We start from the raw sequence: 16217 nt of genomic DNA, 5'->3' as shown, positions 1-16217 counted from the left end.
GGCCGGTCATGGCCCGGCCACCACGACCAGATGGCGCTCGCCGGTGAGGCCGGGAACCTGCAGCGGCAGCACCTGCTCCACCTGCCAACAGGCGGGCAGTTGGGCGATCTCGTCGTGCGGGTACACCCCCTTCATGGCCAGCAGCTTGCCGCCCGGGCGCAACAGGTGGCCACCGACGGCGATGATGCCGGCCAGGGTGTCCATCGCGCGGGCGGTGACATTGTCATACGCGCCCGGCTCGGCCAGCGCTTCGGCACGCGATTCAGCCACGCGTGCATTGGTGAGGCCCAGCTGGCGTACCGCTTCGCGCATGAAGCGGGCCTTCTTGCCGTTGCTTTCCACCAGGGTCACCTGCAGCCGGGGGCGGGCGATCGCCAGCGGGATCCCCGGCAGGCCGGGGCCGGTGCCGAGGTCGGCCAGGGTGCCCTGTTCCAGGAACGGCTGCATGGCCAGCGAGTCGAGCAGATGGCGGGTGACCATCTCCAGCGGATCGCGGATCGCGGTGAGGTTGTAGGTGCCGTTCCAGCGGTTCAGCAGGGTCAGGTAGGTCAGCAGCGGCGGCGCCAGGGCGGCATCCAGGCCCATGGCGGCCAGGCCCTTTTCAAGTGCGGCGGCGACGGCCGGCGGGAGCGTATGTTCGGTCATGCACCCATTATTGCAGGGTGGCGCCGCTGGCATTGCGCGAATCCGGTGCGCTCAAAGCGCGTGCCAGGCCAGCGCAGCGCGGAAATCGGCGGCGGCCTGCCATTCGTGCAGGTGCCAGCGCCCGGCCGGGCCCAGGTCGGGGTCGGACCAGGCCAGGTGCAGGGCGCCGTCCGCGCCCGGGGCCAGCTGCAGGCGATGCAGGCCGAACGAAATGCCCTGGCCCTGCGCCTTGAGGATCGCTTCCTTGGCGCACCACACCCGGAAGAACCAGTGCTGGCGGGCGCTGTCGTCCAGGCCGAGCAGCCAGGCCACCTCGGCCGGGTGGAAGAAGCGCTCGATGATCTCGGCCATGCGCGGGCGCGGGCGCAGCGGCTCCAGGTCGACGCCCAACCGCACGCCTTCGCCCAACCCCACCAGCAGCAGGCCGTGGCTGTGGCTCCAGCCGGTCCCGATGTGGGCCAGCGGGCCATGCAGTTCGGGCCGGCCGCGCGGGTCGCGCTGCAGCGGCAGGGTGTCGGGGCGACCGCCCAGCTGTTCGGCCAGCAGCACCCGGGCCTGCGGCTCGCCGCGGGTGCCGGGCACGTGCGGCAGCCGCCAGACGGTGACCGGACCGAACCGCCAGGGGCCGTCCAGGGTGGCCGGCAGGCTCATGCGCGGGGCCCCCGGGGCAGGCTGCACAGCGACTTCACGGGGGCTGCCGTCAACTGGCGCGGCTTCATCCACTCAGAGGGAGTCACCAACATGGGCATCATCATCTGGTTGATCGTCGGTGGCATCGTGGGCTGGCTGGCCAGCATCATCATGCGTCGCGACGCACAGCAGGGCATCATCCTGAACATCGTGGTCGGTATCGTCGGGGCGTTCCTGGCAGGGTTGATCTTCAATCGGGGCAACATCAACGACGGCATCACGCTGTGGTCGTTCCTGTACTCGCTGATCGGCGCGGTGGTCCTGCTCGCCATCGTGAACCTGTTTACCCGCAAGCGCATCCGGTAACCGGTAACGGATGGGTAACGACGGTGGGTCGTTACGTGTTTCGACAGGGCCCGGCATCCGCCGGGCCCTGTTGGTTTCAGCCCAGCTGCACCCACGCCGGCGCGTGGTCGCTGGGGCGGTCCCAGGTGCGCGGTTCGCGGTCGATGCCCGAGGCCAGCGCGCGTGCCTTGAGCGCATCGGAGACCAGGGTCAGGTCGATGCGCAGGCCCAGGTCGCGGCGGAAACCGGCGGCACGGTAGTCCCACCAGCTGAACACGCCCGCGTCCTCGCTGTGCAGGCGGAAGGCGTCGTGCAGGCCCAGCTGCAGCAGCTTGTTGAGTGCACCGCGCTCGGCGGTGGAGGTCAGGATGTGGTTCTCGTTCCAGACCAGCGGATCGTGCACGTCGCGCGCGTCCGGGGCGATATTGAAATCGCCCATCACCACCAGCTCCGGGTACTTCTGCAGTTCCGAGGCCACCCACGCATGCACGGCCTCGAGCCAGCGCAGCTTGTAGTCGTACTTGTCGGTGCCCACGTCCTGGCCGTTGACCACGTACAGGTTGATGATGCGCACGCCGTTGACGGTACCGGCGATGACGCGCTTTTGTTCGTCCTCGAAGCCGGGAATGCCGATCTGCACGTCCTGGGCCGGTTCGCGCGACAACAGCGCCACGCCGTTGTAGGTCTTCTGGCCCGCGAACACGCTGCGGTAGCCCAGCCCGGCCAGCACCGCGTCGGGGAACTTGTGGTCCTCCATCTTGGTTTCCTGGATGCCGACCACGTCCGGCGCGAACGCGGTGAGCCACTGTTCCAGGTGCGGCAGGCGCACGTTGAGGGAGTTGACGTTCCAGGAGGCGATTTTCATGGGCGCATTGTAGCGGGTCGGCGGTTCCGTACCGACCAACGGTCGGTACCTACCGGTCCAGCGCGCGAGCGTCGGCATCGGCGCCGGTGGAACGCCTGCCTCGGCCGCGACGCATGCGGAACGGTGCTGTCCCTCCGGTAGGTACCGACCGTTGGTCGGTACCTCCATCAGCGCAGAATCACCTTCAGCAGGCCGGCAATGCGTGAATACGGCGGTTTGAGCATATCGCTCGCCGCCCAGCGCGACTGCCACAGCACCGGCAGCTGCTTGCTCATCGCATCGAAACCGGCACGCCCATGGTACGCGCCCATGCCACTGGGCCCGACCCCGCCGAACGGCAGGCCGTTGACGGCGAAGTGCAGCAGGGTGTCGTTGACGGTGACGCCGCCGGCCACGACCTGGCCAAGGATCCGCTCCACCACCGCGCGCTGTTCGCTGAAGACATACAGCGCCAGCGGCCGGTCACGGCCTTGCACGTCCGCCAGCGCAGCGTCCAGGTCGGGATAGGCGCAGACCGGCAGGATCGGGCCGAAGATCTCCTCCTGCATCAGCTCCAGGTCGGCCGGCGGGTCGAGCACGATGGTCGGCACGATCAGCCGTTCGCGGCGCGCGCGCTCGGGATCGATGCTGGCCAATTCGATCACCGGCACGCCGCGTTCGCGTGCCTGCGCCAGATAGCCCTGCAGGCGCTGGTACTGCCCGTCGTTGATGATGCGGGTGTAGTCGCTCGGGTCGCTGAAGTCGCCATAACGCGCACGCACCTGGGTCTGCAGCTGCTGCACCAGTTCGCGCTGGCGACGGCTGTCGATCAGCACGTAATCCGGCGCGATGCAGGTCTGCCCGGCGTTGAACCACTTGCCGGTGGCCAGGCGCGCGGCAGCCTTGGGCAGGGGGTAGTCGCTGCACACGATGGCCGGCGACTTGCCACCCAGTTCCAGGGTGAGTGGCGTCAGGTGCCGGGCGGCGGCGGCCATCACCTTGCGCCCGACCGCGGTGGAACCGGTGAACACCAGGTGGTCCAGCGGCGAACCGGAAAGCGCCGAGGCCAACGCGGCGTCGCCCTGCACCACCGCAACGCGGTCGGCGGGGAACACGTCGGCCAGCAGATCCTGCAGGAAGGCGCTGGTGAGCGGCGTGTGCTCGGAGGGTTTGAGGATGACGTGATTGCCGGCCGCGATGGCCGTGGCCAACGGAATCAGCGCCAGGTTCACCGGGTAGTTCCAGGGTGAGATCACCCCGACCACGCCGAGCGGAACTGCGCGGGTCTGCGCCCGCGCCGGCCAGAACCGCCAGCCCACACCCACCCGGCGTGGACGCATCCAGCCGCGCAGGTGCCCGAGCAGGTGGTCGATCTCGTTGAGCACGGTCATGCCATCGGCGATCAGCGATTCATGGGTGGAGCGATGGCCGAAGTCGGCGGCGATGGCTTCGGCCATCTGCGGCAGGCGCGCCTTGAGGATCGCGCGCAGGCGCTGCAGGTCGCTGCGGCGCTGTTCCAGCGACGGGCGGTTGGCCTGCCAGGCGGTTCGCAGGGTCTGCAGGATGGCCGGAAGGGCGGTGGGAGCGGTGTCGGCATTGTTCATGCCCGGAATATAGCAACGCCCGTTTCAGGCACCGCGAAGCCACGCAGGGCGTGGCTCTACGGACCATGTTCCCACGCGCGTAGAGCCACGCCCTGCGTGGCTTCGCGGATCCAAACGAAGAAGGGCCGTGGCAATGCCACGGCCCTTCTGGTTCACGCCATCACCGGTTATTTGGTGATGTCCACACCCTTGGTTTCATGCAGGAACAGGCCGCCGACCACGACCGTCATCAGCGCGATGATGATCGGGTACCACAGGCCGTAGTACAGGTTGCCGGTACCCGCCACCAGCGCGAACGAGATCGCCGGCAGGAAGCCACCGAACCAGCCGTTGCCGATGTGGTACGGCAGCGACATCGAGGTGTAGCGGATGCGGGTCGGGAACAGTTCGACCAGGTAGGCGGCGATCGGGCCGTACACCATGGTGACGTACAGGACCAGGATCCACAGCATCAGCACGGTGCCGGCGATGTTGATGCGCGCGTTGTCGGCCTTGGCCGGGTAGCCCGCCTCGGTCAGCGCGGCCTTGAGTTCGCCGCCGAAGGCATCGCCCTTGGCCTTGAGCTCATCCTTGGTCAGGCCCGCGGCCTCGAACGAGGTCACCTGGCTGTTGCCCACGCTTACCAGCGCCAGCGAACCGGCGGCGGCAGGCTGCACGTCGTACGGCACACCGGCCTTGGTCAGCGCGGCGGTGGCCACGTCGCAGGAGCTGGTGAACTTGCGCAGGCCGACCGGATCGAACTGGAACGAGCAGGTGTTCGGGTCGGCGATGACCAGCGCCGGCGAGTTGCTGCGGGCTTCTTCAATGGCCGGGTTGGCGAAGTGGGTCAGGCCCTTGAACACCGGGATGTAGGTCACCGCAGCCAGCAGGCAGCCGGCCAGGATGATCTTCTTGCGGCCGATGCGGTCCGACAGCCAGCCGAAGAAGATGAAGAACGGCGTGCCCAGTGCCAGTGCAGCGGCGATCAGCAGGTAGGAAGTGGTCGCGTCGACCTTGAGCATGCTGCTCAGGAAGAACAGCGCGTAGAACTGGCCGCCGTACCACACCACGGCCTGGCCGGCCGCGGCGCCCAGCAGCACCAGCAGCATCAGCTTGAGGTTGCCGTCCTTGAGGCTGTCACGGAACGGGGTCTTGGAGCCCTTGCCTTCGGCCTTCATCTGCTGGAACAGCGGCGATTCGCTCAGCTGCAGGCGGATCCACACCGAAATGCCGAGCAGGATGATCGAGACCAGGAACGGAATGCGCCAGCCCCACGCTTCGAACTCCTCGTTGCCCAGGAAGTAGCGGCAGGCCAGGATGATCAGCAGCGACATGAACAGGCCGAGCGTGGCGGTGCACTGGATGAAGCTGGTGTACAGGCCACGCTTGTCGGCCGGTGCGTGCTCGGCCACGTAGGTCGCCGCGCCACCGTATTCGCCGCCCATGGCCAGGCCCTGGGCCAGGCGCAGGATGATCAGGATCACCGGGGCGGCGAAGCCGATCGACGCGTAGTTGGGCAACACACCGACCAGGAAGGTCGAGATGCCCATGATCAGGATCGTGACCAGGAAGGTGTACTTGCGGCCGATGCGGTCGCCGAGGCTGCCGAAGAAGGCCGCGCCGAACGGTCGCACGAAGAAGCCGGCGGCGAAGGCCAGCAGGGCGAAGATCATGCCCGTGGTTTCATTGACCCCGCTGAAGAACTGCTTGGCGATGATCGCCGCCAGCGAGCCATACAGGAAGAAGTCATACCATTCGAACACGGTGCCAAGGCTGGACGCGAAGATGACCTTCTTGTGGCCTTTGGTAAGTTCTGCTTTTGCAGGTACGGGTGTGGTGGACATAAGACGCTTCCCCTCCGAAGCAATCATTGGTGGTAGGTGCCGACCGTGGGTCGGCCCCCATGCTTAAAAACTGTACTTCGTGGTGAATTGAACGCGGTTGATGTCGCCACGGCGGCCGTCTTCGATCTCGCGCACGCCGTACATGTACTCCGCGCCGATATCGACCTTGGGCATCGGCGTGTAGAAGACGTTGCCGCGGATGCTCTGCACGCTCTTGGTGACCAGTGGGCCCAGCACGCTGTCGTTGTCATAGTCGCTGCGGGCGTAGATCAGGTTGGTGCGCAGCTTCGGGGTGAAGGCATGGCGCCAGCCGACATAGCCCGCCAGCACGCCGGTGGGATTGAGTTCGTCCTGGGCCACGTCGTAGGCGGTATCGGCGGTAACGCCCAGGCCCACGTAACGCGCGATGCCTTCGCCGCCGCTGATCTGGTAGTGCAGCTGGTCGCTGCCGCCCATGACCCACTTGCCGCCCAGGGTCAGGCCGCCGCCGATCTTGTCGGCGTCGGCGCCGGTGGCCTGGTTGTCGACTTTCAGCTGGCGCACGATACCGCCGACGCCGAAGGTGCCCCAGTCGCCCTTCCAGCCGTAACGCAGGGTCAGGTCGGGAAGCGAGCCACGGTCGCTGTTGCTCGCCGCGTTGGTCCACGCCCCGGTGACCGGGTTGCGGGTACCGGTGAGCACGGTGGTTTCCGGGTTTTCCAGCGCGACGCTGAAACCGCCGTTGGTGTAGCGGATCTGGGCCTGGCGCACGAACAGCACGCCGTCGGTGGGACCGACGAAGTCGGCCGCTTCCGGCAGCGAGGCGGCGTCCATGAAGTTCGACCAGGTCTGGCCGGCCATCCAGTTGTTCCAGTACATGTACGCATGGCGCAGGGTCACGCCATAGGTATTGGTGGCGGTCTGGTTGCCCAGCGAGTTGCCGAAGAAGTCCATCTCGAAGAACGCGCCGGCTTTGTTGCCCTTGTCCGAGACGTTGTCGATGCCCAGGTTGAAGCGCGAGAACTTGGCGTGGGCATTGAAGTCCACGTCCGAGCGCTCGCCGCTGCCGCCGGCACCGGCGACCGGGGTCTGGCCCGGCAGGTACAGCGCGCGGCCGGTGGCGTCGTCGGCCAGCTGGCCGTCGCCAGTTTCGGTGAGCAGGAAGTCGGCCTTGATGAAGCCGCCGATCTTGACCGTGGTGCCCGGCGCGGCGCCCGGGGTGATGGTGGTGACCTGGATCGGCTGCTTGCCGGCTGGCACGGTGGCCACGGCAGGCTGCTGCGCCTGCACCGACTTGACCGCGGTGACGTCGGTCTGGGCCTGGCTGATCTGGGTCTGTTGCTGCTGGGTGGTGGACAGCAGCAGCTGCACCTGGCGTTCCAGCTCGGCAACGCGCGCCTCCAGCTGCTTCTCTTTGGCGGTTTCGGCAAACGCCATGCCCGGCGCCACCAGGGCGACCAACAGGCAGGTCGCCAACGGCTTGCGCATGGTCTTCAACATACGGGTACTCATGTTGCCCTCTCTCCCGGGTGGCAAAGTGATCGCCGCGTGTGGGGTGCACGGTCGAGCCGAGCGTGCGGCCGGTTGACGCACCCGGGCTATTGGCAATTGGTCGTATCCGCCCCACGGGGGCGGATACCTGGACGCCAAAGGCGGACAGCAGATGCCGAAGGCAGCTGGGTAGGTACCGACCGTTGGTCGGTACGCCTTACGCCTCGCCGGGGCGGATACCTGGACGCCAAAGGCGGACAGCAGATGCCGCAGGCAGCTGGGTAGGTACCGACCGTTGGTCGGTACGCGCCGGTCCGACAGGTGCAGCCACGCAGGGCGTGGCTCTACGCTGTTAATACGAAGGTCTAAGGGTCTGCGTACCGCTCGAGGCAGTGGATGCGGCAAACTGGGTGGGAACAATCGCGGGTTATGCTGCGATCGCACAACCCAGTCCTAGTGCAAGTGAGGGTGCCATGGCCGATCTTTACCCCGTCAAGGCGGACGTTGCCGCCAAGGCGCGCATTGACAAGAACACCTACCAGCAGCTCTACCGCGAATCGGTGGACAACCCCGACGCGTTCTGGGGCAAGGCCGCCGAGCGGCTGGACTGGTACAGGAAGCCGTCCACGATCCGGAATGTCAGCTACCAGCTCGACGATTTCCGCATCAAGTGGTTCGAAGACGGCGAGCTCAACGCCAGCGTCAACTGCCTCGACCGCCAGCTGGACAAGCGCGGCGACAAGGTCGCGCTGCTGTTCGAACCGGACAGCCCGGATGCGCCGTCGCAGGGCGTGACCTACCGCGAGCTGTACGAGCGCACCTGCCGCCTCGGCAACGCGTTGCGCAACCTGGGCGTCAAGAAGGGCGACCGGGTCACCATCTACCTGCCGATGATCGTCGACGCCGCCGTGGCCATGCTGGCCTGCGCGCGCATCGGCGCGATCCACTCGGTGGTGTTCGGCGGCTTCGCGCCGAACTCGATCGCCGACCGCGTGATCGACTGCGGCAGCAAGCTGATCATCACCGCCGACGAAGGCCTGCGTGGCGGCCGCAAGATTCCGCTGAAGGCAAACGTGGACGCGGCGCTGAAGCTGCCCGGCACCACCACGGTGGAAACCGTGCTGGTGGTCCGCCACACCGGCGGCGCGGTCGACATGCAGGCGCCGCGCGACCGCTGGTTCCACGACGTGGTGGACCCGCAGCCGGCGCAGTGCGAGCCGGAACGCATGAACGCCGAAGACCCGCTGTTCATCCTGTACACCTCCGGCTCCACCGGCAAGCCCAAGGGCGTGCTGCACACCACCGGCGGCTACCTGCTGTACGCGGCCTACACCCATGAAGCGGTGTTCGACCTGCGCGAAGACGACATCTACTGGTGCACCGCCGACGTCGGCTGGGTCACCGGGCACAGCTACATCGTGTACGGGCCGCTGGCCAACGGCGCCACCTCGCTGATGTTCGAAGGCGTGCCGAACTACCCGGACACGTCCCGCTTCTGGCAGGTGATCGACAAGCACCAGGTCAGCATCTTCTACACCGCGCCGACCGCGATCCGCGCGTTGATGCGCGAGGGCGATGCCCCGGTCAAGCGGACCTCGCGCGCTTCGCTGCGCCTGCTCGGCAGCGTCGGCGAGCCGATCAATCCCGAGGCCTGGCGCTGGTACTACGACGTGGTCGGCGATGGCCGCTGCCCGATCGTGGACACCTGGTGGCAGACCGAAACCGGCGGCATCCTGATTTCGCCGCTGCCCGGTGCCACCGACCTCAAGCCGGGGTCGGCCACCCTGCCCTTCTTCGGCGTGCAGCCGGCCCTGGTCAACGCCGATGGCGAGATCAAGGACGGTGCCACCGAAGGCAACCTGATCATCCGCGATTCGTGGCCGGGCCAGATGCGCACCGTCTACGGCGACCACCAGCGCTTCATCGACACCTACTTCCGCACCTACCCGGGCAGCTACTTCACCGGTGATGGCTGCCGTCGCGACGAAGACGGCTACTACTGGATCACCGGCCGCGTCGATGATGTGATCAATGTGTCCGGCCACCGCATAGGCACCGCCGAAGTGGAAAGCGCGCTGGTATCGCACCCGAAGGTGGCCGAAGCAGCCGTGGTCGGCTTCCCGCACGACATCAAGGGCCAGGGCATCTATGCCTACGTGACCCTGGTGGCCGACGAGGCCCCGAGCGACGAGCTGCACAAGGAGCTGGTGGCGTGGGTTCGCAAGGAGATCGGTCCGATCGCCTCGCCGGACCACCTGCAATGGGCGCCGGGCCTGCCGAAGACGCGTTCGGGCAAGATCATGCGCCGCATCCTGCGCAAGATCGCCGAGAACGCACCCGACCAGCTGGGCGACACCTCGACCTTGGCCGATCCTTCCGTGGTGGCCTCGCTGGTTGAAGAACGCAAGGTCAAATAGTTGGACCCCACCTCCGCCATGCCTACCCTGTTGATTGCCGATGACCACCCGCTGTTCCGCGAAGCCCTGCGCGGCGCCGTGCAGCGGGTGATGCCGGGCGTGCAGTTGTACGAAGCGGACAGCGTGGAAGCGCTGTACCAGCTGGCCGACGATCATGCCGACGCCGACCTGGTGCTGATGGACCTCAACATGCCCGGCGCGCAGGGTTTCAACGCGCTGGTGCACATGCGCGCGCTGCATCCGCAGTTGCCGGTGGTGGTGGTCTCCGCGCGCGAAGAGCCCACCGTGATGCGGCGGGCACTGGACCACGGCGCGTTCGGCTTCATTCCCAAATCCGCCGACTCGGACACGATCGGCCATGCGTTGGGCGCGATCCTGGACGGCGAGACCTGGGCGCCGCCCGAGGCGCACAACGTGCCGCAGACCGGGCGCGAGGAACGCGAAGTGGGGCAGCGGCTGCGCGAGCTGACCCCGCAGCAGTTCCGGGTGCTGCAGATGCTGGGCGCCGGTCGGCTCAACAAGCAGATCGCATACGACCTCAATGTGTCCGAGGCCACGATCAAGGCCCATGTCACCGCGATCCTGCGCAAGCTGGGCGTCACCAACCGCACCCAGGCGGTGCTGATGGCCGGCAAGCTGACGCTGGACGACGAGCCGCTGGTGTTGCCGCCGGAAGAAGATTGATCGCAGATTGCGTGGCCGCGTGGCTGCGTGGCTGCGGTAGAGCCGACTGTTAGTCGGCTGCGGAGACATGCAGCGGACTAACAGTCCGCTCTACCTTCGGCTGCGGAGACATGCAGCGGACTAACAGTCCGCTCTACCCCCGGCTGCGGAGACATGCAGCGGACTAACAGTCCGCTCTACCTGCTTCGGCTTATAGCCGAAGCTATACATCCCAGCATGCCCTGCGCAATTCGGTGGTTTGGGCGATGAACCGCATCCGCGGTGATAAGCTTCGCGTCCCCTTGGGGAGTAGCCTGTTTCCTGCTGAAGGAAACGCCCGTATCAACATGCTCGGCCAGTGCGCCGTGGTGCGGGCAGCCAGTGATGGTTGGCGAGACCAGCGGTCCGCGTGCGCAACGACAGGTTGGGCGCGAACGTGGGCCGTTGTCCGCCGTCGCCCAACCTGCACTGTCGTGTGATGTCCCCCATTTCGATGTTATTGATCGGCTTTGCCATGTCCACCGATGCGTTCGCTGCGGCGATCGGCAAAGGCGCTGCCATGCGCAGGCCGCGCTTTCCCGATGCCCTGCGGGCCGGCCTCATCTTCGGCGTGATCGAAGGCGTTACCCCGGTGATCGGCTGGCTGCTCGGCCACGCTGCGTCGTCCTACGTGCAGGCCTTCGACCACTGGATCGCCTTCGTGCTGCTCGGCGCGCTGGGCGTGCACATGATCATCAACGGCGTGCGGCACGACCCGGCCGCTGACAGCGACGACCCCGACAAGCACCACGGTTTCTGGCACCTGGCCGTCACCGGCTTCGCCACCAGCATCGATGCCCTGGCCGTCGGCGTGGGCCTGGCGTTCCTGGATGTGCATATCGGGGTGATGGCGGCGGTGATCGGCCTGTGCACGCTGGTGATGGTCACCACCGGCATCATGCTGGGGCGGGTACTCGGCAACCTGATTGGCAAGCGCGCGGAGATCGCCGGCGGCGTGATCCTGATCATCGTCGGCAGCGCCATCCTGTATGAACACCTCAGCGGCGCCGTCGGCTGAGCGCCGTCGGGCGGCCTGGCCTCAGCTGCGTGGATCGTGGTAGTCGACGATGTCGACCAGTTCATGCCCGGCCGGGCCTTTGCGGTGCAGAAGCCGCCACACATTGCGGCCGGGACTCTGCCGGCCCGCAAAGTGGATGTCGATGGCAAGGTAGTTCCTGCCTTGGTAACGCACCGGATGGCCGCACGGACGGTTCGCTGCGAGGTCCTGTTCGATCCGTCTCAGTTCCCTGCAGGTACGATTGCCCGCAGGCAGTCCGGCAATCTTTGCGCGCAGCAGCGGCCCCCGGATGATCCGTTCGCGGTCGGCGCCTGCTGGCGCGGGGATGTCCGCCACGGGCGCGGCGCTGGCGTGGCTCACGTACCGGCGCCGCGGCAGTCGGCGATGGGTGACATCCACCAGCGGACTGGTCGCCAGCGTTTCCACGGTTTCCCGGGCTCGCTCATGCAACGAATGCACGCGCATCTCGCCCTCGCATTCGTCGGTGGTGAACGCCTGCGCATCACGCAGCGCGGAATTGGCAAGATCCACCCGCAGGTACGGGCAGTGCAGCTGCCGCAGCACGGTGCCGGCACGGGTGCCTTCCCGGTTCAGCGCCTCGCCGATCGCCGGGGCCTGCCCTTCGCGCGCCGCCACCAGATAACACGCCGTCGCGCTGCGCTTGGCCACCAGCATGACCGCACGGTCGCGGAAATGGGTCAGGCAGAAATGGCGGATGACTCCACCGATGAGTGGATTCGGCGGCACCTGGCGGCTGCGGCAGTACGCGTTGAACTCACCGGTCACCCGGCTGAAATCCCGCTCCAGCTGATCGGCCAGCCGCTTCAACGCGTCCAGGTCGTCCACGCTGGTACCGGCGTCGTGCAGCAGCTGGCGCACGCCCGGGTAATCGACCAGCGCGCGCTCATGCGGCTGCAGCGGCGCCATCGCCTTGCCCGGGTCCAGATAGCGCTGCACGTTGGTCCAGCCGATGCCCAACCAGCCTCCGATCAAGGCATCCGGTACGATGTTGGCGCAGCTGCGGAAGGCCAGTGAGAAGGTCAGCGAGACCGCGCCGCCCGTCAGCGCTCCCACGCTGCACCCGAGTGGCACGGCCCACGGCGAATGCAGCGGCGTGGCCAGGATTGAACGCAGCGAGGGAACGGGCACGGCAACTCCGCAGTACGGGTATAGGCCGCGCAGCATAGCCAGCCTGCCGGCGCGGCCGGGCCGCGCCTGTCGGCTTCACCCTTTCAGGGTCGAGTGCGCCGCCAGGTAGGCGCGCAGCGAGGCTGGCTTGATCGGCTTGGTCAGCAGGCGATAACCGCGTTCGCGCGCCATCCGCTTGAGCTCGTCGCGGCCATCCGCGGTGAGCAGGGCGCCGGGGATGTCGCTCCCGGCCCGCTCGCGCAGCGCCACCAGCGTATCCAGCCCGTCCAGGCGGTCGTGCAGGTGGTAGTCCACCAGCATCACGTCCGGCTGTGCCATCACCTCGTCCAACGCCTGGTCCACGGTGCTGGCGGTGATCACCTGTACCTGCCAGCGGCCGAGCAGCGCGCGCATGCCGTCGAGGATCTCCTGGTCGTTGTCCACGCACAGCACCCGCATGCCGGCCAGCGAATCGGTGCGCGTGGCGTGCTCGGGCGGGGCCGTCGCCGCATCGCTGGGCGGCAGCTCCGGCACCTGCGCGCGTGGCAGCAGGATCGAGAACATGCTGCCGCTGCCAACCTGGCTGCGCGCATTGAGCCGATGGTCGAGCAGGCGCGAGATGCGCTGGCAGATCGACAGGCCCAGTCCCAGCCCCTGCTCGCCCCAGTCGAACGGCTGCTGGTAGCGGTGGAACTCGTTGAAGATCTGCTGCATGTGGTGCTCGGGAATGCCCGGACCGGTGTCCCACACCTGCAGCTCGATCTCCTCGCCGCGGTGGCGCACCGCCAGCACGATGCGGCCCTGGCGGGTGTAGCGCAGGGCATTGGCCATGAAATTCTGCAGCACCCGGCGCAGCAGGCGACGGTCGCTGCGCACCCAGGCCGGGCGCGCGAACAGGTCCAGGCGCAGGCCGCGCCCGGCCGCCACCGGCGAGTACTGTGCGGCCAGTTCGCGCATCAGCAGGCTGACGTCGAAGTCGCCGATCACCGGGTGCAGGCCGCCGGCATCCAGCCGCGATACGTCCAGCAGGCCGTCCAGCAGTTCTTCGGCCGCACGCAGCGAGGCATCCACGCGTTCGGCCAGGTGGCGCTGTTCGTCGTTGTTGTGGTGGCTGTCGCGCAGCGCCGACGCGAACAGGCGCGCCGCGTTCAACGGCTGCAGCACGTCGTGGCTGATCGCGGCCAGGAAGCGGGTCTTGGACTGCTGCGCCACTTCGGCTTCGTGCGAGCGCTCGGCCACGCGCTGTTCCAGGGTTTCGTTGGCTTCCAGCAGCGCGTTCTCGGCGTGCTTGTAATCGGTGATGTCGTTGTAACTGGTGACGTAGCCGCCGCCGGGCAACGCCTGGCCGCGCATTTCGATCACCCGGCCGTCGCTGCGGGTACGTTCGAAGATGTGCGGCGAACCGGCACGCATGTAGCCGATGCGGCGGTTGATCTGCACGTCGATGTCGCCCTCGCCCAGCTCGCCGCGCTCGGCGTTGTAACGGATCAGGTCGGCCACCGGCCGGCCCACGTACAGCATGCCGTCGGGATAGCCGAACATCTGCTGGTAGCGGCGGTTCCAGGCGGTCAGGCGCATGTCCGGGTCGACCACGCTGACGCCGGCACTGATGTTTTCCAGCGTGGTGGACAGGATCTCGCGATTGAAGCGCAGCTCCTGGCCGGCCTCGTCCAGCACCGCCACCACCTCGCCCAGGTCCATGCCCGAGCCGCGCAGCAGGCTGGTCAGCAGCAGGCGCGCCGAGGCCGCGCCGATCGACGCAGCCAGCAGGCGCTCGGTGAACTGCACCCAGGCGCGGTCGGCGGCCGCCGACGCCTGCAGTTCGCTACCGAGCGACTGCGCCTGTTCGAAGAATGATCGGCGCGCGTGGCGGTCGCCGACCACGCGCGACGCCAGCGCCAGCAGGTCACCCACGTGCACGTGGCCCGGCCATGCGCCGGCCACCGAGGGCCGCTCGGCATACGGGTCCAGGAACGGCGCGGCGCGCAGGCGCTCGTCCACGCCCGGGCGCCAGCGCACGGACACCAGCAGCATCGCCGCGGCATTGACCAGCAGCGACCAGAACGTGCCGTGGGTAAGCGGGTCCCAGCTGGTCATGCCGAACAGCCCCTGCGGCCGCAGCCAGGCGATGCCGAACGGACCGTCGCTGAGCCAGCCCGCGTCCATCCACGCGGCATGGGTCAGTGCCGGCAGCAGCAGGGTGTAGATCCAGGTGCCGAAGCCGAGCAGGATGCCGGCCTCCACGCCGCGACGGCTGGCGCCACGCCAGTACAAGCCCCCGATCAGCCCGGGCGCGAACTGCGCCACTGCCGCGAAGGCCATCAGCCCGTACGAGGCCAGGGTGCTGTCGTTGCTGCTGCCGCGGTAGTAGCTGTAGGCCGCCATCGCCAGCAGCAGGATCGCCAGGCGGCGGATCCACAGCACCCGCGACGCTACGTCGGCCGCTTCTTCGTGGTCGCCACTGCGGCGCAGCAGCACCGGCATCACCAGGTCGTTGCTGACCATGGTGGCCAGCGCGATGGAGGCCACGATGACCATGCCGGTGGCAGCAGAGAAGCCGCCCACGTAGGCCACCAGGGCCAGGAACTTGCGACCCTCGGCCAGCGGCAGGGCCAGCACCATGCTGTCGTCGGCGACGCTGCCGCCGGTGCCGAACAGGGTCACGCCGGCAGTGGCGATCGGGATCACCATGGCCGAGATCACCACCAGGTAACCACCGAACATCCAGCGCGCGCGGCGTACGTCGCGCACATCGCCGCATTCCACCACGGCCACGTGGAACTGGCGCGGCAGGCAGATGATCGCCAGGAAGCTGAGCAGGGTCTGCGAAATGAACCCCACCGGCGGCAGGCCGGTGAACAGCGTGTGCGCGCTGCGCACCACGGTTTCGCCGCGGTCGGCCAGCCACAGGTAGGCGAACAGCCCCAGCGCCACCATCGCGATCAGCTTGATCATCGACTCCAGCGCGATCGCCAGCATCATGCCGTGATGGTGTTCGGTGGCGTCCACCTGGCGGGTGCCGAACAGGGTGGCGAACAGCGCCATCAACAGCGCCACGTACAGCGCCGGGTCGCTGAAGTACCCGGTTGGGCCGTCATGGCCGGTCAGCACCTGCAGGCTCATCGCTACCGCTTTGTACTGCAGCGCAAGGTAGGGAATGATGCCGATCAGCGCGATCACCGCCACCAGCGCGGCCAGCCGCCGCGAGCGGCCGAAGCGGGAAGAGATGAAGTCGGCGATGGAGACCACGTTCTGGCTGCGTGCGATCAGCGCCAGCCGTTCGATGATGCGCCAGCCGAACATCAGCAGCAGCAGCGGGCCGAGGTAGATCGGCAGGTAGCCGATGCCGTTGCGCACCGCAGTGCCCACCGCGCCGTAGAAGGTCCACGACGAGCAGTACACCGCCAGCGCCAGGCTGTACACCACCGGGCGCAGCCACGGGCGGTCGGGGTACATCGGGCGTCGGTCGCCCCACCAGGCCACGCCAAACAGCAGCGCGGCATAGGCCACCGACACCAGCAGCAGGATCCAGCTAGAAACCACGGGCATGTTTCCGCAAGCGCAGGCCGCAGTGTAGCCGCTGCACGCGCC

At 67.6% G+C, this 16217-nt stretch carries 12 protein-coding genes; 4 read left to right on the top strand and 8 right to left on the bottom strand.

Annotated features, from left to right (window positions below; all coding sequences use genetic code 11):
- Positions 1 to 6: 6 nt before the first annotated feature.
- On the bottom strand, positions 7 to 645 hold the full coding sequence (rsmG, locus tag FSZ13_RS06430) for a 16S rRNA (guanine(527)-N(7))-methyltransferase RsmG (protein WP_145478611.1): 639 nt from the start codon (positions 643 to 645) through the stop codon (positions 7 to 9).
- Positions 646 to 696: 51 nt separating this feature from the next.
- Complete coding sequence (locus tag FSZ13_RS06425; protein ID WP_145478609.1) at positions 697 to 1296, bottom strand: 4'-phosphopantetheinyl transferase family protein; 600 nt, start codon at positions 1294 to 1296, stop codon at positions 697 to 699.
- Positions 1297 to 1386: 90 nt separating this feature from the next.
- Here FSZ13_RS06425 and FSZ13_RS06420 point away from each other — a divergent pair, with 90 nt between their 5' ends.
- On the top strand, positions 1387 to 1641 hold the full coding sequence (locus FSZ13_RS06420) for a GlsB/YeaQ/YmgE family stress response membrane protein (protein ID WP_145478608.1): 255 nt from the start codon (positions 1387 to 1389) through the stop codon (positions 1639 to 1641).
- Positions 1642 to 1717: 76 nt separating this feature from the next.
- On the opposite strand, the gene xth is transcribed toward FSZ13_RS06420, so the two are convergent.
- The 4 genes from xth to FSZ13_RS06400 all read right to left on the bottom strand — a co-directional run bounded on the left by xth (position 1718) and on the right by FSZ13_RS06400 (position 7382).
- Positions 1718 to 2485 carry an exodeoxyribonuclease III gene (xth, locus tag FSZ13_RS06415; RefSeq protein WP_145478607.1) on the bottom strand — a complete coding sequence of 256 codons (768 nt, stop codon included), beginning with the start codon at positions 2483 to 2485 and terminating at the stop codon, positions 1718 to 1720.
- Positions 2486 to 2652: 167 nt separating this feature from the next.
- Positions 2653 to 4068 (bottom strand): coniferyl aldehyde dehydrogenase, encoded by a 1416-nt coding sequence (locus FSZ13_RS06410; RefSeq protein ID WP_145478606.1) that lies wholly within the window; start codon positions 4066 to 4068, stop codon positions 2653 to 2655.
- A 167-nt stretch (positions 4069 to 4235) separates the two neighbouring features.
- Positions 4236 to 5891, bottom strand: a complete 1656-nt coding sequence (locus FSZ13_RS06405; protein ID WP_145478605.1) for an MFS transporter — start codon at positions 5889 to 5891, stop codon at positions 4236 to 4238.
- A gap of 63 nt (positions 5892 to 5954) precedes the next feature.
- Complete coding sequence (locus FSZ13_RS06400) at positions 5955 to 7382, bottom strand: DcaP family trimeric outer membrane transporter (RefSeq protein ID WP_145478604.1); 1428 nt, start codon at positions 7380 to 7382, stop codon at positions 5955 to 5957.
- 452 nt (positions 7383 to 7834) lie between these two features.
- On the opposite strand from FSZ13_RS06400, the gene acs reads away from it, so the two are divergent.
- From acs to FSZ13_RS06385, 3 genes are all read left to right on the top strand, one after another.
- Positions 7835 to 9778: an acetate--CoA ligase gene (gene acs, locus FSZ13_RS06395; RefSeq protein WP_145478603.1), complete on the top strand. Its 1944-nt coding sequence runs from the start codon at positions 7835 to 7837 to the stop codon at positions 9776 to 9778.
- Between the two features lie 18 nt (positions 9779 to 9796).
- Complete coding sequence (locus FSZ13_RS06390) at positions 9797 to 10462, top strand: response regulator transcription factor (RefSeq protein ID WP_145478602.1); 666 nt, start codon at positions 9797 to 9799, stop codon at positions 10460 to 10462.
- 457 nt (positions 10463 to 10919) lie between these two features.
- Positions 10920 to 11498 carry a manganese efflux pump MntP family protein gene (locus FSZ13_RS06385; protein ID WP_145478601.1) on the top strand — a complete coding sequence of 193 codons (579 nt, stop codon included), beginning with the start codon at positions 10920 to 10922 and terminating at the stop codon, positions 11496 to 11498.
- 21 nt (positions 11499 to 11519) lie between these two features.
- Here the strand turns inward: FSZ13_RS06385 and FSZ13_RS06380 are convergent, their stop codons facing one another.
- Positions 11520 to 12647, bottom strand: coding sequence for a hypothetical protein (locus FSZ13_RS06380; protein ID WP_145478600.1), 1128 nt, complete (start codon positions 12645 to 12647; stop codon positions 11520 to 11522).
- Positions 12648 to 12722: 75 nt separating this feature from the next.
- Positions 12723 to 16169, bottom strand: coding sequence for a hybrid sensor histidine kinase/response regulator (locus FSZ13_RS06375; protein ID WP_145479480.1), 3447 nt, complete (start codon positions 16167 to 16169; stop codon positions 12723 to 12725).
- Between the last annotated feature and the right edge of the window lie 48 nt (positions 16170 to 16217).

Source organism: Stenotrophomonas rhizophila, assembly GCF_007667275.1.
Taxonomy (GTDB): domain Bacteria; phylum Pseudomonadota; class Gammaproteobacteria; order Xanthomonadales; family Xanthomonadaceae; genus Stenotrophomonas; species Stenotrophomonas maltophilia_AE.
The sequence above is the reverse complement of the archived record's forward strand: the minus strand, read 5'-3'. Positions and strand labels throughout refer to the sequence as shown.